Here is a 21085-nt window from a genome sequence, read left to right as displayed (position 1 = left end):
CGTTCTTTACAAGGATTCGCTGCGAATCTGAGACCAGTGGATAGCCCTACACTTAAGCGATGACAGCCTCTGACTCGGCCGCCACACCACCATCTCTTCCCCACGGCCTCACCACCCACCAAGTGCTTTCGTGGCGCAACGCGATTGCAACCCTCTTCGCCCTCGCTGGCTTCTCTTTTGCCAGTTGGGTAGGTCGCATCCCGACCGTTCGCGACACCTTCGATGCCAGTCACTCCGAAATCGGCGTGCTGCTGTTTGGGCTCGCCATCGGTTCCCTTCTGGGGCTTGTCGTCGCGGGCAAGTTGGTCGAACGATTCGGCGCAAAGATCGTCGTGCGCGCGTGCGTCGTGCTGTTTGTCGCGTCACTAGCGGCCACCGCGATCATCATCGGGCTCGTCGGAAGCTTCTTCGGCGCGGTGATCTCGCTCGCCGTGTTCGGCTTGGCCTTCAGCACGTACGACGTTGCCATCAACCTGTCGGGCACCGCCAACGAACGGCTGCTCGGTCGCTCGAGCATGCCAACGCTCCACGGGTTCTACAGTCTCGGAACGATGGCCGGGGCTGGGTTCGGAGCCGCGGCGGAAGCCCTGCACGTTCCTCTCGCCACCCACCTGATCGTGGTGTCGATCATCGTGCTGATCACCGCACTGGTCGTTTCCGCGTTCATCCTTCCGGAGCGCCTGGCGGATCCCCCGCCCAACACCGTCGAGATGAAGATCGCCGCGGGAGAGCTGACCGCGCCGAAGCTCAAGAGCGTCTGGCTCGAACCACGCACCATCCTGATCGGCATCATCGTGCTCGGGATGGCATTTGCTGAAGGCTCCGCAATCGACTGGCTCGCTCTCGCCATGGTTGATGGCTACGAAATCTCCAACGCCTTCGGCACCCTGATTTTCGGTGTCTTCGTGACAGCAATGACCGCGACCCGCTTCTTCGGAGTTCGCGCCCTCGACCGCTTCGGTCGCGTTCCCGTGCTGCGGACATCCGCTGGCCTAGCCGCTGCCGGCCTGCTGCTCGTCATTTTCTCGCCCGTTGTCTGGCTCGCGGTTGTGGGCACCGCGCTGTGGGGCGCAGGTGCTGCGCTCGGATTCCCCGTGGGAATCTCGGCCGCCGCCGACGACCCCAAGCGCGCCACCGCCAGAGTCACCGCCGTCGCGACGATTGCGTACGCTTCGACCCTCATCGGACCGCCCATGATTGGTGTGCTGAGCGACCAAGTCGGCGTGCTGAACGCGCTGCTACTCATCGTCGTTCTCGCGATTATTTCCGGGCTGCTTTCGCCGTACGCCCGCGAGTTGGCAGGCCGCCACGCGTACACCTACATCGACTTCTCTTCGCCGGGTCCAACATCCGCTGCCGTCAGTATGGCGACGACCGAAATGCACTTCGTCATCACTCCCGAGCAGATCGAAGAAGCGCAGCGGGAGAACGCGCGGCGGGGTCTCGGCAAGTTCAAGCGCAAGCGCCCCGGCAAATAGCGCGGCAGCAAATAGCAACTGCCTGCCGCACACCGTTAGGCTCATCGGGTGCGACTTGTCATAGCCAAATGCTCCGTTGATTACGCCGGACGCCTCAGTGCCCACCTGCCCCTCGCGACGCGACTGCTGTTGCTGAAGGCCGACGGCAGTGTGCTCGTGCACTCCGATGCGCTCTCGTACAAGCCGCTCAACTGGATGAGCCCGCCCTGCGTGCTTTCCACCCTTGAGCCCGAAGCCGAGCAGTCGGATGCCGGAGTCACCGAGATCTGGAAGGTCGCCCACACCAAGTCGGCTGACATGCTCATCGTCTCTATTCACGAAATCCTGCACGATTCAAGCCACGCGCTAGGCGTCGACCCCGGACTGCAAAAGGATGGTGTCGAGGCTCACCTGCAGAAGTTGCTGGCCGAGCACATCGATATTTTGGGTGACGGCTACCGCCTCGTGCGCCGCGAATACATGACCGCCATTGGGCCGGTCGACATTCTTGCGACCGACGAGAAGGGCGCGAGTGTTGCCGTGGAGCTCAAGCGCCGCGGCGACATCGATGGTGTCGAGCAGCTGACGCGCTACCTCGAGCTGATGAACCGCGACCCACTGCTGGCTCCCGTCACGGGCATTTTTGCCGCCCAGGAAATCAAGCCACAGGCACGCACGCTCGCGAAGGACCGCGGCATCCGCTGTGTGCTGTTGGACTACGACGAAATGCGCGGCCTCGACGACCCCAACATGCGATTGTTCTAGTATTCAGGCGCGCGCCTTAGGCTGGTAACAAATGGCTAATAACTGGACTTGCATTCTCGTTGACCTCGACGGCACGATCGCTGACTCGGCGCCCGGAATCACGGCGTCGCTCGCCTACATGTTTGAGGAAATGGGCTACCCCGTTCCCTCCGCTGATGAGCTGCGCGCCTACGTTGGCCCGCCCATTGTGGACTCGTTCCGTGACCGCGCCGGGTTCACGCCCGTTGAAGCGGCGCAGGCACTCTCGATCTACCGCCGCCATTACATGGAGGGCAACAGCGCCAACGGAAGCGACATCTTCCCCGGCATTCCCGAGGTGCTGAAGACGCTGCACGCGAGCGGGATTCCGCTGTCGCTGGCCACCTCGAAGCCCGAGTTTCCGGCATCCGTGATTCTGGATCATGCGAACCTCACGCAGTACTTCCGCGTGATGGCAGGCGCCTCGATCGATGAGATTCGTAGCGCCAAGAAAGATGTGGTGGCCGAGGCCATCACCCGTCTGAAGATGATCGGTGCCGACGTCAGCAACCCGGTGATGATCGGTGACCGCTTCTACGACATCGAGGGTGCTGCCGAGCACAACATCCCCACGATTTATGTCGACTGGGGTTACGGCAACCCCGGCGAATCCGACGGCTCCATCGCTGTGGTGTCGAAGGCAGAAGAACTGCTGCCGCTGCTGCTTCCTAGCTAGCGGGTAGCGACCGGGTTTCGGCCCGCACCGGCACGAGCGCTGCTCCGACTACCCGAATTTAGGGTCAAGCGGGTATTTGATTTCGCAGAGGTACTGCACCGCATAGAACTTCTCTTTGTCGAAGTCTTCAGTCTCTTCCCAACCGATGCCGCCGTCCTCGACCGTAACGTCGAATCCGTGAGAGCTGAGACAGTCGGCACGGGCGATCGGTAACTCTTCGATCGTGACAAAACGTACGAACGATGCCTCAGGCACTTCGACGTCGGGATACAACTCCAGCAACCTCTCCAACGCTGCATCAGCCTGCTCTTCGGCACGCTGCGCAGTTTCTACCGGAGGAAGGTCTGGCTGGGCAATTGTTCGAGGACCCTCGGACGTGCAGCCAGCGAGAGTCGCCGCGGCGACTGCGGCAATGAGCGCGATCGAGATTCGGTGTGATGTGCGCATCATTGACATCGCTGTCTCTTTCTTTGCCGCAGGAACGTGGTCTTGTCTCAAAGTACGTCGCGGCCTGAAGACCGTCAATGCGATTCAGCAGGTTTACAGAGAAAAAATCATATTTGTGGGTTGGATGCTCACCGGTAGTCTCTGCTGCTACCTCGCCGGGCCCTCTACCTCGCGAGGCTTTCCACCACACGACCGTAGACACCGGGCAACCGCGCGGCGAACGGCACGATGGCTCGGCGCAGCGGTGAGCTCGCGGCCGCCACGAGCCCGGTGGTGAGCAGCCGGAAGTCGCGGGTCACTCGACGCCACTCGCGTTCGTAGCGTTCGGGTTCGCCGGCGACTATGCACTCGATTGCGGCGCGCGCCTCCGCCAGCCCTAAGCGGATGCCCTCCCCCGTGATCGCATCGACATAGCCAGCGGCGTCGCCCACGAGCAGCACTCGGCCCGCACGCTGCCCGGTCGTGTTCTGCAATAGCGGACCAGCACCCCGCACGCTTGACGCCGGCGTCGCCCCGCGCAGTCGTTCGGCGAGCGCCGGCACACTCGCCAACGCCTCCTCGAACGACGTTCCACGCGGGCCCAGCACCGCAATACCCACTTCGGTATCGCTCACCGGCGTGACATACAGCTCGGCATTCGGCGCCCAATGCACCTCCACGAGATCAGTCCACGGAGCAACCTCAAAGTGCTGCCGGATGCCGAACCGCCGAGAATCACGTCGCCTCACGCGGCGAGGGCGCGCGGCCAGGCCGACCAGCTCACGCACTGTGGAGTGCAGACCATCGCAGCCGAGCATCCACCGCCCCTCGATGGTGCGACCGTCAGCGAGGTGCGCGGATACCGCGCTCGCGCTCGCTTGCGCCTTCGCGCCACTCCGCCCGCTTACTTCACGGTTCGCACTGCGGCTCCGGATACCCATCTGCGCCCCGTCGCCAGGCTGCTCAATCGCCTCGACCTTGCCGTGGTCGAACTCGACGCCGAGCTCAACCGCTCGTTCGCTGAGCGCCCGGTGCAGTTCGGTGCGACGAACGCCGAGCGCGGCATCCGAGGCGAAACGGTGTTCGGCCGTGCGGGTGCCGTCTTGATAGCTGATGCCCGCGATCCTGCGCCCGTGCGGGTGAACCCCGAGGGCGGCGAGTTCGGTGACGGCTCCCGGCATGACTCCCTCGCCGCAGGCTTTGTCGATGCTGCCGGTGCGGGGTTCGATCACGAGCGCGGTGAGGCCGTGCATCCGCGCGTTGATGGCGGCGGCGAGACCGATCGGCCCGCCACCGACGACGAGAACGTCGACGACTGGCGAAGCGCTCGGTTCTGCCACAACATCATCGGCCGCACCTGTAGCAACCGCATCCGCGCCCGCCGCGCTCATGGCGTCAGTTCGCGCAGGGCCCGGTTTTCGGTCGGGATGCGGAACGCCAACAGCAGCACCGCATTCAGCACGGTGAAGACAATCGCCGTGACCCAGGCGGTGTGCACGAGCGGCAACGCGATGCCCTCGATCGCGACAACCAGATAGTTCGGATGCGGCAACCACGTCAGCTTGTACGGTCCGCGGTTCTGCACGCGGCCGGCTCCGGGCACCACGATCACGCGCGTGTTCCACTGAGCGCCGAGCGAGTTGATGATCCAGTAGCGTGCCGCCTGGCTCAGCAGAGTGATCACGAGCATCGGAATTCCGAGCCACAACAGGAAGGGGCGGTCGGCGACGATCACTTCGACGACGCAAGCAATCAGCAGCCCGGTGTGCAGGGCCACCATCCACGGAAAATGCTTCTGCCCATACTCGCGACCGCCGCGCTCGAAGGCTGCGGCGGCATTGCGCTTCGAGATGCGCAGCTCATAGAGGCGCTCCATGCTCGTGCCCACGATGAGGGCGATGTAGGCAATGACGGTCATACTCACCACTCCAAGAGAACGAATTCGGCGCTCACGCCTGGCCCGAGAGCGAAGGCGAGAGCGTGACTGCCGGGGGCTGGCGCCGGGTTGGAGTGCAGCGCATCCGCCAGCACATGCAGCACGGCCGCCGACGACAGGTTGCCGACGCGAGCGAGGCAATCCCAACTCGACTGCAGGTCGCTGCGCTCGAGCCCAAGCGAACTCTCGAACGCTTCGAGCACGCGCGGACCACCCGGATGCGCGATCCACGTGTCGATGTCGGCGATCGTCAGACCGTTGCGGCCCAGAAAGTCGCTGACCTCGCCCGGGAAGCTGTTCTGAATTACGTCGGCCACGCCCGCGCTCAGCACGATCTCGAAACCGGTGCCACCCACGTTCCAGCCGATCACGTCGTGACTGTCGGCAACGAACGTGCTGCGGGTGTCGATCACGCGCGGGCCCGGTTCGCTGCGGTTCTCCCCCACCATCACGACCGCTGCGGCACCGTCGCCGAAGAGGCCGGTGGCAACAAAGTTGGCCATGGTGTGGTCATCGCGCTGCAGGGTGAGCGAGCACAGCTCGACGCTCAGCAGAACGCCGACCTCATCCGGATGCCCGACCAAATAGTCATGCACGCGGGCCAAGCCCGCGGCTCCCGCCAAGCAGCCCAGGCCAAACGAGGGAACCCGTTTCACGTCGGGGCGTAGCCCCAAGCGCGGGATCAGCAGCGCGTCGATCGACGGCGCCGCAATGCCGGTGACGGAAGTGAAGAAGACGAAGTCGACATCGCTCGGGGCGAGGCCGGCATCCGCGAGCGCGGTGGTCAGTGCACGCTCAAGCAGCTCGGTCGAGACGCGGATGAACTCATCGTTCGTTTCGCGAAAACTGCCGAGTTCGGGATACCGCTCGAGTGGAAGCGCCATGTGGCGACGGTCGATGCCACTGGCTCCGTGCATCCGCTCAATCACGGCCTCATGGCGAGGATTCTCGGCCAACAGCGGCGCGAGCATGCCGGTCATTTCGGCCTGCGTGTAGCTATATTCGGGCACTACCGGGGCGACTGCCGCGATCCTGCTCATTCAGCGACTCCACTCATCCAGTGACTCTGCCCATTCTGTGAAGTTATCACGCACCGAAGCTGCGGCCGTCGTTGCGGCGATAGGCACGCCACGCGCGCCAGGCGCCGGTCGACCAGAGCGCCCAGAGAACAAGCACGGGCTGGAACGGCATCCGAATCCAGCGTTTGAGGTCAGTGTCGAGACCGAGTGAGTCAACCTGATTCACGAGCTGCGAGATGTTGCCGGGGTAGATAGCGATGAAGAATGCCGCCGCGACCCAGCCCACGTAGGGGCGGTATTTCTTGGTGAAGATGAGTGCACTGCCGAGCGCAATCTCAACGACTCCGGATGCCACGACCACAAAGTCTTGGTCAAACGGTTGCCAATCCGGCACTTGCGCCTGAAAGTCTTCGCGCGCAAAAGTGAGATGGCCGATGCCGGCGAACACGAGGGATGCGCCAAGCGCGATACGTCCGATGCGGCGGCCGATGCGGCTGGCACGGGATGGCTCGGTGGGCGCGGTTGAATCTCTAACAGACGCGACTTCGATCTGCTCGCGGGGTGGTGTCGGCTCCATCTTCCCTATCTTGGTGCGCTCGGCTTAGAGTCTGCCGAGCCTGAAGCCGCCCGCGGCCCAAAGATGACGAACATAATGGCGACGAGGATCGCCCACGCGGGATACGTCAGCCACACCCATTCGGCTCCCGGCTCACCGGAGTCGGCGAGGGCGTAAATCACACCGGCCGAGCCGCTTCCGACCGCGCCTCCGATCGCGTTCGCGAGGCCCTGCACTCCGAAGTAGCTGGCGACGGAACCGTCGGGGGCGAAGCGAGACACCGTGGCGTTGAGCACGGGCTGCACCAGCATCTGGCCGACGATGAACACGGCGACGCCCACGAGCATCCCGACCAGATTGGTCGACAGCCCCATGAGCCCGACGCCTGCGCCGAGACAGGCGGTAGCACCGGCGAGCGTGATGCGGTCGGGCAGGAAACGATTGGCGGCACCCGTGAGCGGCAGCATCGTGATCACCATCACCACGGCCGCCCCCGAATAGATGAAGCCGAGGTCAGACGGCCCCGAGGTGAACTCGGCAGCTCGGAACGGGATCACGAGATAGAACTGCGCGATGAGCACCGCGGTACCCGCGACGAGCGCGCAGTAACGCAGGAATGCGGCATCTGCGAAGGCCACTCTCAAGCGCGGAGGCGTGCGGGCCCGCTCTTCGTCGCTCGGGTGCGGCAAACCGAAGGCGCTGATGATGAACGCGATCACGAACATCGCCGCCGCCGACAAACTCACGAAGGCAAAGTCGGCGCCGGCGAGAAAACCACCGATGATGGGGCCAACAATGAAGCCGACGTTGCTGACGACTTCGCGAGTCGAATACACCCGCACCCGGTCGCCGCCGGTTGTCAGAGCGGCATAGGCCGAATAGCTTGCGGGGTGAAAGAGGGCACCGCCCAGCCCGGTAAAGATCGATGCCACTACTAGCAGCGGAATCGACTCGACAGTGCCGAGCATCGCGAAGCCCAGCGCCCGAACCAATACCCCGATCAGGATGGCGCGGCGAAAGTTGATGCGGTCAGCAACCCACCCGGCGATCGGCATCATCCCGTTTTGGGCTGCCGTACGGAGTGCCGTGAGGGCTGCGACGACCGCGATCGTGAGGGTCAGATCTTGCAGAAAGTGATACGCCAGCAGCGGCACGAGCATGTAAAAACCGACGGCCATCGTGAAGGTGTCGCCATAGAGAACCTTCAGCGCAAACGAGATCGGCGGGCGTTTCGCCACTCCCCTAATCCTGTTCGTCGTTGACGGGAGGCTTCGGGCCCCACGCCCGCACGCCCACGTAGACCGGCAGCGCGATTGCAGCGAAGGGCGCGATCGTCGGAAGCAGAATCGACACCACGAGAGTCACCGCAATCGTGAACGAAACGAAGAGTGCGCGACGCGGATGCTGCAGCATCAACAGGAATCCCTCCCGTACCCAGGTGCGAGCATCCGCTTCCGGGCTGAGGGTCGCGGCGGCGGTCGTGGCGACGAACAATACGCACACGCCAGCAGCCACCGGGATGACGGCGGCACTGAGCATCAGCGCGATCGAGCCGCCGCCCTGGGCCAGTTGGTACGCCAAGAAGACGCCATCGCCGACCATGATCGCAAGCACCACGGTCGCGATGATGCCGAGGCCGAGCGTGCGACGCCACGTGTCACGAAACTCCCGGAAGGTGTTCGAGAAGACCTTGTCGTCGTTGTCGACAATCCAGTGTGCGAACGCTCGCGCCAGAGCAATCGCAGCAGGAAGCACCGTGATGATGCCGAGCGAGAGAACCAGCACCGCAAGCGAACCCAGAAAAATGTTGCCCGGATAGGTGAGCGCGGTCAGCATGCTGCGCTCCCACCGCGGCGTGCGGCGCTTGGTTCTCTTCGGCTGGCTCATCGTCGCGCGTTCGTGCTTCCTTGGAATCCTTCGCCAATGACAGCGGTGGCGCCGAGAGTGGGAGCGTCGCCATCAAAGCCCAACGATACGGTTTCGGTCACTCCGTCACGCTCGATCTCCACACGCACTCCCCCAGCTGCGACGTCGTAGCGGATGGTCGCGGGTGCGGTGTCATCCCAATTGCGCGACTCCAGCACTGTCACAAACCGAGCGCTCATGGTTGGTTCACTCAGCCGCTTGAGCGTGTGCTGCTTCTTGCTGATCGCCAAGCTCGGCGTGGATGACGTGGGGTTGGCGTGCACGAACGTTTCGACGATTTCGCTGCTGGGGTTGTCGTCGAGCGCTGCGATCGGCATGACACCGTGTCCGGCATCCGCTCGCCACCGCTTGTCGCCGATGGCGACCGGAGCGTTGTCGGTTTGCAGCAGCCAGGTCCAGGTGCGCGGTTCGTCGGCGGCGAGGTCATCGGCGATCACGAGGCTGCCACCGGGCGTCAGTACGAGGTGGCGGCGCACTCGAGTGACACCGAGGTCCCGGTCATACATCGCGGATGACTCGCTCACGGCGTGCGTCCAACCATCCTTGATCGTGGTCGTCAAAATCTCGGCCGTGAACTCCTCGGCCAGCTCTTCGAACACGTGGTAGCGGTCTTCGTTCACGAAACCGTTGCCGTCGATGAGGATCGAGTTGTGGTGCTCGGTGAGCTTGCGCGACGAATACCCTTCGTCGATTGCGAGGTACGAGCCGTGGCCGAGGAACACAAAGCTGCCCGAGTCGGGGTGGTGGTGTCCCGCGTTCAGCGTGACCCAGCCGTTCTGCTCGCGCTGACGGTGCGACTGATTCCAGGCCTTGTGGCCGCCACCGGGTGATGCCTTGAACGACACGAGTGCCGCCTGCTCGTTCCACGACGTGCGACCAACAACAAGGCCAAGGTCTTCGAAGTACTTGCTCGGCGGGAGAGTTTCGGGGCCAGCAGCCTCGACGCTGGGGTCGAACCACAGCAGCTCTTGGTAGGCCTCGGGGCGAACGCCCGGACGCACGCCACTCTCGTAAGCTTCGCGCCAGTAGAACTCGGTTGACACCTTGTTGGCCAACCACTGCGCCTGCGGAATGCGGTATTCGGCAGCCAGCTTGTAATACAGGGCGACCGGATGCCCGCTGCGGCGGTCGTGGCAGTCACCGTGATCGACAATCCGCTCCAGGTCGGGAGCCGCCTGGTAGAGGCGGTACCAGAACGTTTCCTTCAAGTAGGTGCCGCGGTTGAACCAGTCGAGGCCCTCTTGATCGCGAAGTACGTCGAGGTAGCTTGCGATCCATGGCACTCCGTAACGCCAGTAGACGACACCCTCGTTGTTGGAACCGTCGTCGGGAAGCGAGTCGAGAACGAGGGCGAAGTTGTCTTTCGCGCGCTCGGTCCAGGCTTTCGCTTCGGGGTACTTCTCTTGCAGCGCGTACCCGGCGGTGGCGAGGCCGGCGTAGCAAATCCAGTTGTGGTTCTGCCAGTACGACGACGACCACCATCCGCCCTCTTTTTCGACAGCGAACTCGTACATGCGCTGGCCCTGCAGTAGCAGTTTGTCTTCCAGCGCCTGCTTCTCTTCAGGACGCAGCGCGTCGCCGGCCCACGAGTACGCGAGCGAGAGCCCGTGCAGAATCCAGCCAGCATCGAGGTCATGGTCGGGCAGATTCGCCTTGCCCCAGTGCGGGAACGACAGCGGCGGCGCCAACCAGCGACGCAACTCTTCGAGGTAGGCCTCTTGCCCGGTCAATCGGTAGGCAAGCGCAAGGTTCGCCGAGCCTGGCCCGAAATAAGTGATGGATGCCAGCGGGTGTTCCTGCGGAAGTTCCATTCCCTTCGCGCGCTCACACTCCTCGAGCAGGCGACGGAACTGCGCGCTCAAGGGGCCGTCAAGTGCGCTCCGCAGCTCAGCTTCGCGGCTACCAATCAGCATGGGGGTGGTCACAGTGCTACCTCTATTCGGGAAGTGTCGTGGTCAGCGGTGGCGATCTCAATCACCACAGAGGTATCGGAAATATGGGTCTCAATGGAGTCGATGGTGGCGTCGGGATCGAAGCTGTAAACGCTCACGAAAGTCGCGGCCGGAGCCGTCGTCACCCAGTCGCCGATTTCTTGGAGCCGGCTCGGGTCGTCGGAGGGTCCGCGACCCGCATGCAGGTCGAGTGTGCTTTCGCCGGAGGCCCAGTGCCAGCCGTTCAAGGCCGGCAGAGTCTGCTCGCCAGTTTTGGCGTGCGCGCCCGCGGGCGAACCAGTCGCTCCCGCACCAGCACCCCATGTCGAACGCCACGAGTCGCCGACAACTCTGACGCTGAAATCGACGGCAGGGCGAAGGCCAAGCGCAATCGTGTGCGGTGCGCCGTCGTCGCACGTGACGCGCACAACATCCACGAGCAGTCCGTCGGCGAGCTGCACCGTGCGGCTCAGGCGCACGCCCTCGATCGCGGTCGTCGTCACGGCCGTGACGCGAGAGGCAGCAGCATCCCACGCGGTGATCTCGGCGGTTGCTTCGACCTGATCGGCGCCATCAATGCGAACGGTCGGATGCGCGATTGTGCGCGCATAGTACGAATGACGCAGCGCGTGCCCATACGGCGGAACCGCGGGAGCCGGCTGCCAGCGAACACCATCGCCGTACAGATAGAGCGCAAGCTTGTCGAAATGACCGTGGGCTCCGCCGTGGGGTCCAGCATCGAGGATGCCGACCATGCGATTGCGTGGATCACGCAATACGACATACCCGGCATCCTCGAATGCTCGCGAACCGACCACCACCGGTGCGCGGTCAAGCGGTGCTCCCACGAACCAGCCATCGAGCATCCACTCGAGACCATCGTGGTCAGCACCAAGTCTTTCGACGACCCACGACTGCACAGTCGCGAGGCCGGTATCGCTGAAGAACTGGGCACTCAGGGTGCAGATCTCCAACACTTCGCGGTGCATGGCGACCCGGTCGTAGGGGCCGTCGTGCAGCGCGGGCAAGAAACCGTCGGGAGCCGCGATCGACACCAGCACGTCGATCATGCGGCGCAGCGTGTCGACGACTGCGTCCGGAAGCTCGGCGAGCTCGACTCCGCGCAATCCCAGCAGATAGGCCCGCAAAACGAACACGTGATAGTAGGTGGATGCCTCCCACTCCCAGCCGTCGGAACGCACCGCGAGCTGCAGGTGATCCACGATCGCGGTCTCGAAGTGTGCGGCAATAGGCTCGCCACCCAGCGACTCGCGGGCTAACGCGATGAGCCGAGCGGCGGCATCCAACCACGCGGTGTAGTTGCTGCGCTGGTCGTTGCGGTCTTCGACGAGGATGCGGCGGGACTCGGCCAGCGTGTCAGCGAGCCCCTCGAGAGTGCGGTTGAGGGTTGCCGACTCTTGAAGTTCAGGGATCGGGCCGAGCGTGATGATCGCATCCGCGAAGCCAACGGCCCACTGCGCCTCAGAGAGTGCTTGGGCAAAAAGCTTGCCGCGCAGCATCCACGATTCACTGCGTTCGCTCCAGCCGCCGGCCGAAATCTGGTCGTACAGTGCGGCGTAATCGAGCACGAGCTCGACAGCACGCTCACGATCGGCGACGTCACCGTGCAGCGCGTACCGTCGCGCAGCAACCCGGGCGACCCGAGCCAGGGCTTGATGTTCAAGCGCGAGCCAGGCCGCTTCGATCTTGTCGCCGGTGAGGCGACAGCCGTAACTGCACAAAAACTCGTTACCCTCACGGGCACCCAACTCGACGCCGTGAGTGGGGCAGACATAGTCATGCCACCACCCGCCCGGCTGCTGCGGAACTGAACTCATCGGAAGTTGAGGCCTCCGTTGATGTCGACAACTTGGCCGGTGACATACGACGAGAGGTCGGATGCCAGGAACAGAGCAACGTCAGCAACGTCACCGGCGGTGCCAGCCCGACCGAGCGGGATGCCCGCCACGATGTTCTTCTGGGCTTCGCCCGGAGTGAAGGTCTCGTGGAAGGCGGTCTCGCCGATGAAGCCAGGGGCCACCGCGTTGACGGTGATTTTCTTGCCGGCGATCTCCTTGGCGAGAGCACGCGTGAAACCGACAACGGCAGCCTTCGAGGTTGCGTAGACAACCGATCCAGCACCACCACCGTTTTCGGCAGCGAGAGATGCCATCGTGATGATGCGGCCGTGCTCCGACTCGGCGAGCGCCGGGAGCGCCTGACGAGTAGTGAAGAAGGTGCTCGCGATGTTCACATCCATGACCTCGTTCCAGCGCACATCCGTGGTCTCGGTGATCGTCGCGCGGCCCACCAAGTGGCCGGCGTTGTTGACGAGGATGTCGAGGCCGCCAAGGAACTCGACTGCGGCATCTACGAGCTTTGTCGCCTGCTTCGAATCGGTGAGGTCGGCCTGAACGGCGAGCGAGCGACGACCACCCGCTTCGATCTCTTCCTTTACGGCGGTGGCTCCCGCTTCGCTGTTCGCGTAGTGCACCACTACGTCAGCTCCTGCCGCCGCCAGTGCTTTCGCGATGGCCGCGCCGATTCCTGCTCCTGCGCCTGTTACGAGTGCGCGTCGTCCGGTGAGGTCAATGCTCATGTCTAATTACCGTGCCTATCTATTGATTGGGTGTTGATTAGTCGAAGGTTCGTGCGGTGCCGCCAGTCGTTCAGGGTGGCTACCGTGCTGTTCCGCTACTTGATGCCAGCGTTGGTGAAGCCTTGAATGAAGTACTTCTGGGCGAAGATGAACAGCACCACCATGGGCACCGTCGCCATCGTTGTTCCAGCCATCAGGTACTGCCATTGCGTGTTGTCGAGCTGCTGGAACACTGCGAGCCCCACCTGAATCACGCGCAGATCGCTGCTGGTCGTCACGAGCAAGGGCCACAAGAAGTTGTTCCAGCTCTCTTGGAACGTCAGCAGCCCGACGGTCGCGATCGCTGGCTTGATGAGCGGCGTGTAGATCTGCGCGAAGATACGAAACTCGCCAAGCCCATCGATGCGCGCTGCCTCTTCGAGGTCCTTCGGCAGCGACAAATAGAACTGACGGAAGAGGAAGATAGCGGAAGCGCTGAGCCCACCAGGAATGATGAGCGCCCACCAGGTGTCGAGCCAACCGCTACCGCCCTGGCCGAGAATGTCGTTGCCGCCGAACAGGGGCATGAATTTCACGAGCAGGAACTGCGGAACGATCTTCGTGTAGGTGGGGATCATCAGCATCGCGATAAAAGCGAGGAAGATCGCCTCCCGCCCCTTGAAGTAAATGCGGGCCAGCGCATACCCCGCCATGGAGCCCAACACGACAGTGATGAGGGTGTGAGTGGTGGCGATCACAAAGCTGTTGCGAAAGTACAGGCCGAACGGCGCAGCATCCAGAGTCGCCGCGTAGTTGCTGAACATCCACTCTTGCGGAAAGAACGTGGGCGGAAACTGTGCCAGTTCGGCCGGCGACTTGAGGCTCGTGAGCACCATCCACAGGAACGGCACCAGCATGGTGATCGAGCCAAGGATCAGCGCCACATTGATGAGCGCCGCTTGACGGCCCTTCGCGTGGTGGAACCACCGCTTGCGCGGAACAACCGTGACCTGCTCGCTGATCGCGAGGGCTTTGATAGTAGGGAGAGTCATCACTAGTCCTCTTCTTTGGTGACGCGACGGCTAATGAGAGTGACAAAGAGGAGGAAGGCAAAGAGTACGACCGACTGAGCGGATGCCATTCCCATCCGGAATTCTTGGAACGCCGAGCGATAGACCTCGTAGGTCATCATCGTCGTGGCGTTCGCGGGGCCACCGTCGGTGAGCACGTAGATCTGGTCGAACACTTGGAAGGCGCCGATGATCGAGATGATGAAGACGAAGAATGTGGCCGGCTTGAGCATCGGAACGGTGATGCTGAAAAACTTGCGAATGGAGGATGCGCCGTCGAGCGATGCTGCCTCGTAGAGCGATTCGTCAATGTTCTGCAGTGCCGCGATGTAGATGAGCATCTTGATTCCGATGCCCTGCCACGCGCCGACCAAGATCACCGAGGGCAGCGCCCACTGCGGGTCGACGAGCCAGGCTTGACCGGGAATGCCGATCGTTTCCAGCATGGCGTTGAGCAGACCGTACTGCGGGTTGAAGATCCACAGCCACACCATCGCGATGGCGACGGTGGCGGTGACCTGAGGAAGGAAGAAGGCGGTGCGGTAAAACTTCTGCAGCTTCAGGCCCTGATTCAGCAGCACGGCCACCACGACAGCGACGGCCATTGATACGGGCACTGTCCAGAACGTGTACCAAATGGTGTTGCCGATGGACTGCATGAAGACGGCGTCGTTGAACATTTCGACGTAGTTGTCGAACCAGATCCACTTCGGCGCTTCGAAAATGCCGTAGTCAGTGAACGAAAGATAGAAGGTCGCGATAACAGGGATCAGTGTCCACAGTCCTACGTGGATTACCGATGGCGTGATCATCAGCCAGCCAGCACGGCGACGCTTCTTCTCCGCGGTACTGATCCGCTTGCGTTTCTTCGGTGCGGTGGATGGGGAACCCTGCTTCGCTGCCGCTTCCGCGCTGCGAATGGGGTGTCGCTCTGTAGTGGTCATCACGCCCTCGTGTGGTTGAAGTCTGGGGAGGTAGTGCCCGGGCGGGTTGGTCGCCCGGGCACTCAGGGGAGGAACTAGCGGTCTATTGCTGTCTGAACGAGAGCAGCGAGATCGTCAAGTGCTTCCTGGGGAGTTTTCTGTCCGAGCAGAGCGCCCTGAACTGCGGGGGCGAAATCGCCACGCACCTCAAGCCACTGTGACGGGCCACCCTCGCGCTGGGCGACATCCAAGTTCTCCATGGCGAACTGCACGAAACGGTTCGACTGCACGTAGTCAGAGTCGAGCAGTTCGGTCAGAGCCGGAACGTTGCCGCGCTGTTCGTTGGCCGCGAGTGCTGCGTCAGGGCTCGAGAGGAACTCGAGGAGTGCGCGAGCTGCCTGCGGGTTCTTCGAGTTGTTGGCAACAGTCGCCAAGGTTCCGCCGAAGAACATGCCGGATGCTTCGCCCTGAATCACAAAGGGCTCAAGGTTGTCGAGCACGGTTTCATCCGCTTCGAGCGCTTGCGTCCACAGGTTGTTGTGAGCGATGCCCATTGCGGCCCGACCATTGATGAGCGGGTTCACGATGTCATCCGTCGACGTGAAGCCGATGTCTTCAACTTCGTACTTGTTCACGAGGTCAGCCATGAGGCCAAGAGCCGCAACACCTTCATCACTGTTGAAGGCGGGTGCCGTTGCGTCGTCATTGAAGAGTTCGCCGCCGGCCGAGAAGAGAATCGTTTCGAAGGCTTGGCGGGCATCCAGCGACATCATGTCGAAGCCTGCACGCTCAAGCGAACCGTTGGATGAGCGCACGGTGGTCGCTTCGGCGATCTCGATGAGCTCTTCCCATGAGGAGGGCGGGCTGTCGTAACCAGCTTCTTTGAGGATGTCCATGCGAGCGACTCCGAAGCGAGTGTCGAGCATGATCGGTACGGCGTAGACATTGCCATCCCACATGCCGGCTTCGACGATCTCGTCGGTGTAACTCTCCTTGAGGGTGTCTTCGCTCAAGCCGAGTTCGCCGAGGTCGGCAAGTACTCCCTTGTCGGCGAAGGCTTCGATCCAGCCGACGCCCATGAGCATCACGTCGGGCACGAGGCCCGAGACGACAGCCGTCGTGAGCTTCTCGTTGAGGTTGCCATAGGTCGTGTAGTCCACGTTGACCGTGACATTGGGGTACTCCTCGTAGAACTGCGGAAGCAGCTCGTCTTCGAGAAGGTCTTGCCCGGGGCTTCCTTCAAAGATGGGGGTGAGCAGGCTGATCTCGCCCGAAACCTCGTCGGGGTTGAGATCAGCGTCTGCTTCTCCTGCTGAACAGGCGGCGAGACCGAGACCCAACAGGGCCACCATCGCGACCGATGCTGTGCGGCGCATTCGTGACTTCACTTCCATGTGCATGTCCTCTCAAGCTGAGATTGAGCGACGGCTCCAGTGCCTTCGTTCCGCGACGTCGTCGTCGGCTCATTCGATTCCTGGCCGATTTCCTAGGGGGGTGGGTGAAATCGGTGTAACGATGCACTGACCATAGACGAGTCTGTCTCGTTACGTCAATAGGTTTTATTTGAATAGGTTCTACGCTGGCGCGAGTGGTTCAGAGGCCGTTTGCCGAAAACCAATAAATCGTTACACTGAAACAGCGATCATCAGGATCGCCATCAACCAAAGGAGGTCACGTGGCTCGAGTAACCATCCAGCATGTGGCGCAGGCCGCTGGCGTTTCCCCCAGCACCGTCTCCAACTTCCTCAACGACCGTCAGGGTCGAATGGTCGCTGCGACACGAACACGCATTGAGACGGCGATCTCAGAACTCGGCTACCGGCCCAACCGTGCGGCCCGCCAGTTGCGCAATGGCAAAACTCAAACCGTTGGCCTCGTCGTGCCGTCTGTCGGCAACCCATTCTGGGGAGCATTCGCTCACGAGGTTGAGGTGGCAGCGCTGGCTTTGGGATGCAGCGTTCTGCTCTGCAACAGCGAGCGCGATCCCGAACGCGAGCGCCGCTATGTCGAAGAGTTGTGGGAAGACGGCGTGCGCAGCATCATCCTCTGCACCTCATTGCCGTCGCTCGATCACGTCAGCAATGTGATCGCCGAGGGCCTCCGCCTTGTCACTTTTGATCGGCCAGCTCAACCGAATGATCCCGAATCGGTGGTGAGCATCAGCATCGACAACAACGTGGGCGGCCAGGTCGCGACCGCTCACCTTCTGGAATTGGGTCACACCAGCATCGCTTTTGTGTCTGGTTCGATTCGCTCGGTCAACCGTTCAGCGCGCTACCGCGGGTATTGCGATGCCATCGAAGCTGCTGGACTCTCGGTCGCTGACATGCCGCAATGGACAGGGATGGATGCCGCACACTTCGGCGACGTCGAAGCTGCCGAAGTGGGGCGGGCTGCCGCACGCGACCTCTTCGCTGACCCGAAGAATGCCCCCACTGCGGTGGTAGCGATCAATGACATGACGGCACTGGGATTCTGCCGCGGCCTGCGCGATTTGGGGCTCAAGGTCGGGCGCGATGTTTCCGTGATCGGCTTTGACGACATCATCCTCGCTGACCTTTATGACCCGCCACTGACGAGCGTTCGCCAACCCATCACGCGGATGGCGCAGCTTGCCGTTTCGGAGGCTGTCGAGCGCGGCTCGAACGAGTCGACCGACCCGGGCAGCTCGGTTCTCTTGCGCCCAGAGCTTGTGGTGCGAGAGTCTACGGAGCATGTCCCCTCAACCCCACGACCGTAAGCGTCCCGCTCTTCTCCGCCACTGGAATGCGACCGCGATCACTTTCGCGGTGCTCTCCATCATCGGTCTGGTCGGCACGTGGATCTTCAACGCGCTGGCAATCGTGCAGATGCGCGACTACCTCGGCGACTGGTTCGGCAGCGGCCCGGCCGTCAACTCGCTCGGCGTTGACCTTCTCATCGTGGCCGTTGCGGGCAGCATCCTGATCATCATCGAAGCGCGCCGACTCGGGATGAAGCGGGCCTGGCTCTACATCGTGCTCTCGGGCATCACGGCCTTCGCGTTCACCTTCCCGCTGTTCTTGGCAATGCGCGAGCGCAAGCTCGTGGAGCTCGGGCGTCGCTAGCCAGGAGAACAGAAAAGGGGAGCAGCCGCGACGCGGCCACTCCCCCACTCGCGAAACTACGCCCGACGGATGAGCTTGCGGTTCACGAACTCGGCCATGCCGTATTCGCCAAGCTCTCGGCCCATTCCTGATGACTTCACTCCACCGAAGGGGAGGTCGGCCTGGGTTTGCGACGGGGCGTTGATTGCGACCATGCCGACTTCGAGCTGCTCGGCAACAACCTGAGCTCGCACGTCGTCAGTAGTGAAGATCACACTTCCGAGTCCATACGGCGAATCGTTGGCGAGGCGGATAGCCGCATCCTGATCCGCAACCCGGTACACGGCAGCGACAGGTCCGAATATTTCTTCGCTGTAGGCGCGGGTGCCTGGTTGAATATCCGCGATGACGGTCGGCTGCACATAGGCACCGGGGCGATCGATGCGACCACCGCCAGTGAGGAGCGTTGCGCCGTTAGCGACCGCATCCTCTACCTGACCAACAACCTGAGCAGCAGCGGCCTCGGATGACAGGGGGCCGAAGGCGACGCCTCCCTCTCTAGGCTCACCCACCTTCAGCGCCTGAACCTGAGCCACGAAACCCTCAACGAAACGGTCGTAGATTGCATCGAGCACAATGATGCGCTTCGAGGCGTTGCAGGCTTGACCGGCGTTGCCCATCCGGCCTGCAACCGCACCGGCGATAGCTGCATCGAGGTCAGCATCGTCAAGAACAATGAACGGGTCCGATCCGCCGAGCTCAAGAACGAGCTTCTTCATCTCGCGGCCCGCGATCGCGCCGACGGCACGCCCAGCACGCTCAGAACCGGTCAACGAGACACCCTGAATAACGGGGCTCCCGATGATCGTCTCGACCTGCTCGTTGGTGGCGAAAACGTTGACGTACACGCCTTCCGGCAATCCGGCATCCGCAAAGATCTCGGCAATAGCTTCGGCCGATTCTGGGCAGCTCGGGGCGTGCTTGAGCAGCATCGTGTTGCCTAATGCGAGGTTCGGCGCCGCAAAGCGGGCGACCTGGTAGTACGGGTAGTTCCACGGCATGATGCCCAGAAGGGCGCCAATGGGTTCGCTGCGAACATAAGCCGAACCGGATGCCACATCGATGGGCTTGTCAGCCGCGAACGCCTCCGCGTTGTCGGCGTAGAAAGCATAAATGCTCACGCACAGGTCAACTTCGCCAAGAGCTTCCGCGGTGGTCTTCCCCATCTCGCGGATGATGATCTCAGCAAGCCGTTCGCGATCGGAAGCGTAGCGATCAGCAACCTTCCGCAGCATGGCCGCACGCTCCGCGATGGGAACGAGACGCCACTGGCGATAGGCCTCGCCTGCTGAAGCGACAGCCGTTGCTACCTGTGCGTCGGTCGCGGTCTCGTAGCGTTTGACAACGAGACCGGTAGCGGGGTCTGTGACCGCGTAGTCGATCATGAAAGTTCCTTGTCAACTGAATCGGATGCCACCGGCGCGAGCTCTCCCGCCACCAGACGGCGAGTCACCTCAGCGATAACAGCGAGACCGGCCACGAGGTCTTCGTCGGTGGTGTACTCGCCTTCAGCGTGAGAGATTCCGTCGACCGAGGGAACGAAGAGCATGACGGTGGGAACAATATCTTTCATGTTGGTCGAGTCATGACCGGCAACGGTCATGATGTCCATGTGCGAAAGGCCCAGTGCTTCCGCCGAGGAGCGACTGACGTCGACGCCCTCAGACTGGTAAGGATTGATGCCCCACGAGTGCGACAAATCGATGTCGACCGAGACTTTGGCATCCGCTTCAATCTCGGCAATGGTGCTGGCGAGAATCTCGTCGGCTTCCTTCAGAACTGCTTCGTCGCCTGACCGCAGGTCGAGCAGAAGGGCGACCCGTGAGGCTACGACAACAGGCGAGTTGGGGTAGACATCCAGTTGACCGACAGCAGTGTGGAGGCTGCCGGGGAAACGGTCGGCGAGACGACGAGCAGCGACTACGAGCAGCGAAGCGCCGAAGAGGGCATCGTGACGATCCTCCATTACAGTCGCGCCGGAATGAGCTTGCTCACCGTTGATCACAATGCGGTACTTGCTGGCAGCCCAGGTGGCCGTGACCAGGCCGATCGTGACCTTGGCATTTTCCAAGAGACGGCCCTGCTCGATGTGGATCTCTGCACAACCAACGGCCTGAGGACCATCACCCGTGCCCACGAAGCCAGTGTCAGCCAACGCCTCCTCAACCGTGACGCCGAGGTGGTCGGTGACGGCGAGCGCCGTCTCCAACGCCATCTTGCCGGTATATACCGAGCTGCCCATCATCGATGGCGCGAAGCGTGAACCCTCTTCGTTGAACCAGTTGACGACTGCGAGGTTGTAGGCAGGAGTAACCGAACCCTGCTCCCACGCTTCCTTAAGGCGGAAGGCCGAGTGCGCAGCAGCGAGAACACCGTACGCGCCGTCGTACTTGCCGGCGGTCGGCTGCGAGTCCATGTGAGAACCGACGATGACGTAGGGAGCACCGGGCACCAGTTCGAGAAGACCGAACTGGTTCGCGATGCGGTCGTACTCCACAGTGAATCCGTGAGATTCGAGCAACCCAGCGAACCAACGTCGCTGTTCGATATCGGCAGCGCTGGCGGCCTGACGGTCAACGCCACCGGATCCGGTGGCTCCGAACAGGCTCATGGTGGCAAAGTCGGCCAAGAATGCGGCGTCGGTGGTGATGTCGTTAGCGTCCACGGGGACGGGTCCCT

At 62.4% G+C, this 21085-nt stretch carries 20 protein-coding genes; 5 read left to right on the top strand and 15 right to left on the bottom strand.

The genetic code is table 11. The annotated features are described in order from the left end of the window. The first annotated feature begins 59 nt into the window (after nucleotides 1-59). The 3 genes from ACWFSR_RS00275 to ACWFSR_RS00265 are packed head-to-tail and all read left to right on the top strand — an operon-like array spanning nucleotide 60 to nucleotide 2916. Nucleotides 60-1478, top strand: a complete 1419-nt coding sequence (locus ACWFSR_RS00275; RefSeq protein ID WP_197106927.1) for an MFS transporter — start codon at nucleotides 60-62, stop codon at nucleotides 1476-1478. Nucleotides 1479-1526: 48 nt separating this feature from the next. Next, nucleotides 1527-2222 (top strand): endonuclease NucS, encoded by a 696-nt coding sequence (gene nucS / locus ACWFSR_RS00270; RefSeq protein WP_197106926.1) that lies wholly within the window; start codon nucleotides 1527-1529, stop codon nucleotides 2220-2222. A 31-nt stretch (nucleotides 2223-2253) separates the two neighbouring features. Beyond that, nucleotides 2254-2916, top strand: coding sequence for an HAD hydrolase-like protein (locus ACWFSR_RS00265; RefSeq protein WP_447522766.1), 663 nt, complete (start codon nucleotides 2254-2256; stop codon nucleotides 2914-2916). A 48-nt stretch (nucleotides 2917-2964) separates the two neighbouring features. On the opposite strand, the gene ACWFSR_RS00260 is transcribed toward ACWFSR_RS00265, so the two are convergent. From ACWFSR_RS00260 to ACWFSR_RS00200, 13 genes are all read right to left on the bottom strand, one after another. Continuing rightward, the gene (locus ACWFSR_RS00260) at nucleotides 2965-3372 is read right to left on the bottom strand and encodes a hypothetical protein (protein ID WP_447522765.1); all 408 of its coding nucleotides are present in this window, start codon (nucleotides 3370-3372) and stop codon (nucleotides 2965-2967) included. Between the two features lie 155 nt (nucleotides 3373-3527). Further along, nucleotides 3528-4733 carry an NAD(P)/FAD-dependent oxidoreductase gene (locus ACWFSR_RS00255; protein ID WP_447522764.1) on the bottom strand — a complete coding sequence of 402 codons (1206 nt, stop codon included), beginning with the start codon at nucleotides 4731-4733 and terminating at the stop codon, nucleotides 3528-3530. Then, complete coding sequence (locus tag ACWFSR_RS00250; protein ID WP_197109147.1) at nucleotides 4730-5260, bottom strand: isoprenylcysteine carboxyl methyltransferase family protein; 531 nt, start codon at nucleotides 5258-5260, stop codon at nucleotides 4730-4732. The genes ACWFSR_RS00255 and ACWFSR_RS00250 overlap by 4 nt, the downstream gene beginning before the upstream one ends. A gap of 2 nt (nucleotides 5261-5262) precedes the next feature. Further along, nucleotides 5263-6318 (bottom strand): type III polyketide synthase, encoded by a 1056-nt coding sequence (locus ACWFSR_RS00245; protein ID WP_447522763.1) that lies wholly within the window; start codon nucleotides 6316-6318, stop codon nucleotides 5263-5265. Between the two features lie 46 nt (nucleotides 6319-6364). After that, nucleotides 6365-6874 carry a DoxX family protein gene (locus tag ACWFSR_RS00240; protein ID WP_447522762.1) on the bottom strand — a complete coding sequence of 170 codons (510 nt, stop codon included), beginning with the start codon at nucleotides 6872-6874 and terminating at the stop codon, nucleotides 6365-6367. Nucleotides 6875-6879: 5 nt separating this feature from the next. Next, nucleotides 6880-8091, bottom strand: a complete 1212-nt coding sequence (locus ACWFSR_RS00235) for an MFS transporter (RefSeq protein ID WP_447522761.1) — start codon at nucleotides 8089-8091, stop codon at nucleotides 6880-6882. Nucleotides 8092-8095: 4 nt separating this feature from the next. Beyond that, the gene (locus ACWFSR_RS00230) at nucleotides 8096-8689 is read right to left on the bottom strand and encodes a DUF624 domain-containing protein (protein WP_447522760.1); all 594 of its coding nucleotides are present in this window, start codon (nucleotides 8687-8689) and stop codon (nucleotides 8096-8098) included. A 47-nt stretch (nucleotides 8690-8736) separates the two neighbouring features. Continuing rightward, nucleotides 8737-10704: a DUF4962 domain-containing protein gene (locus tag ACWFSR_RS00225; protein WP_447522759.1), complete on the bottom strand. Its 1968-nt coding sequence runs from the start codon at nucleotides 10702-10704 to the stop codon at nucleotides 8737-8739. Further along, entirely contained in the window at nucleotides 10701-12548 is a 1848-nt protein-coding gene (locus ACWFSR_RS00220; protein ID WP_447522758.1) for a heparinase II/III domain-containing protein, read from the bottom strand. Before ACWFSR_RS00220 ends, ACWFSR_RS00225 begins: the two co-directional genes overlap by 4 nt. Next, nucleotides 12545-13309 carry an SDR family oxidoreductase gene (locus ACWFSR_RS00215; protein ID WP_447522757.1) on the bottom strand — a complete coding sequence of 255 codons (765 nt, stop codon included), beginning with the start codon at nucleotides 13307-13309 and terminating at the stop codon, nucleotides 12545-12547. Before ACWFSR_RS00215 ends, ACWFSR_RS00220 begins: the two co-directional genes overlap by 4 nt. Nucleotides 13310-13404: 95 nt before the next feature. Beyond that, nucleotides 13405-14340 carry a carbohydrate ABC transporter permease gene (locus tag ACWFSR_RS00210; RefSeq protein WP_231599614.1) on the bottom strand — a complete coding sequence of 312 codons (936 nt, stop codon included), beginning with the start codon at nucleotides 14338-14340 and terminating at the stop codon, nucleotides 13405-13407. Nucleotides 14341-14342: 2 nt separating this feature from the next. Then, complete coding sequence (locus ACWFSR_RS00205) at nucleotides 14343-15302, bottom strand: carbohydrate ABC transporter permease (RefSeq protein ID WP_197106915.1); 960 nt, start codon at nucleotides 15300-15302, stop codon at nucleotides 14343-14345. Between the two features lie 74 nt (nucleotides 15303-15376). Continuing rightward, nucleotides 15377-16675: an ABC transporter substrate-binding protein gene (locus ACWFSR_RS00200; protein ID WP_197106914.1), complete on the bottom strand. Its 1299-nt coding sequence runs from the start codon at nucleotides 16673-16675 to the stop codon at nucleotides 15377-15379. Between the two features lie 281 nt (nucleotides 16676-16956). On the opposite strand from ACWFSR_RS00200, the gene ACWFSR_RS00195 reads away from it, so the two are divergent. Continuing rightward, nucleotides 16957-18021 (top strand): LacI family DNA-binding transcriptional regulator, encoded by a 1065-nt coding sequence (locus ACWFSR_RS00195; RefSeq protein ID WP_197106913.1) that lies wholly within the window; start codon nucleotides 16957-16959, stop codon nucleotides 18019-18021. After that, on the top strand, nucleotides 17996-18367 hold the full coding sequence (locus ACWFSR_RS00190) for a DUF2834 domain-containing protein (protein WP_231600495.1): 372 nt from the start codon (nucleotides 17996-17998) through the stop codon (nucleotides 18365-18367). The genes ACWFSR_RS00195 and ACWFSR_RS00190 overlap by 26 nt, the downstream gene beginning before the upstream one ends. Nucleotides 18368-18423: 56 nt before the next feature. Here the strand turns inward: ACWFSR_RS00190 and ACWFSR_RS00185 are convergent, their stop codons facing one another. Next, nucleotides 18424-19791: an NAD-dependent succinate-semialdehyde dehydrogenase gene (locus ACWFSR_RS00185; protein WP_197106912.1), complete on the bottom strand. Its 1368-nt coding sequence runs from the start codon at nucleotides 19789-19791 to the stop codon at nucleotides 18424-18426. Beyond that, on the bottom strand, nucleotides 19788-21071 hold the full coding sequence (locus tag ACWFSR_RS00180) for a M20 family metallo-hydrolase (protein ID WP_307783750.1): 1284 nt from the start codon (nucleotides 21069-21071) through the stop codon (nucleotides 19788-19790). The genes ACWFSR_RS00185 and ACWFSR_RS00180 overlap by 4 nt, the downstream gene beginning before the upstream one ends. Nucleotides 21072-21085: the final 14 nt, after the last annotated feature.

This window comes from Salinibacterium sp. NYA9b (genome assembly GCF_976973725.1).
Note: the sequence above shows the minus strand (reverse complement) of the source record. Positions and strands in the feature narration are given on the sequence as shown.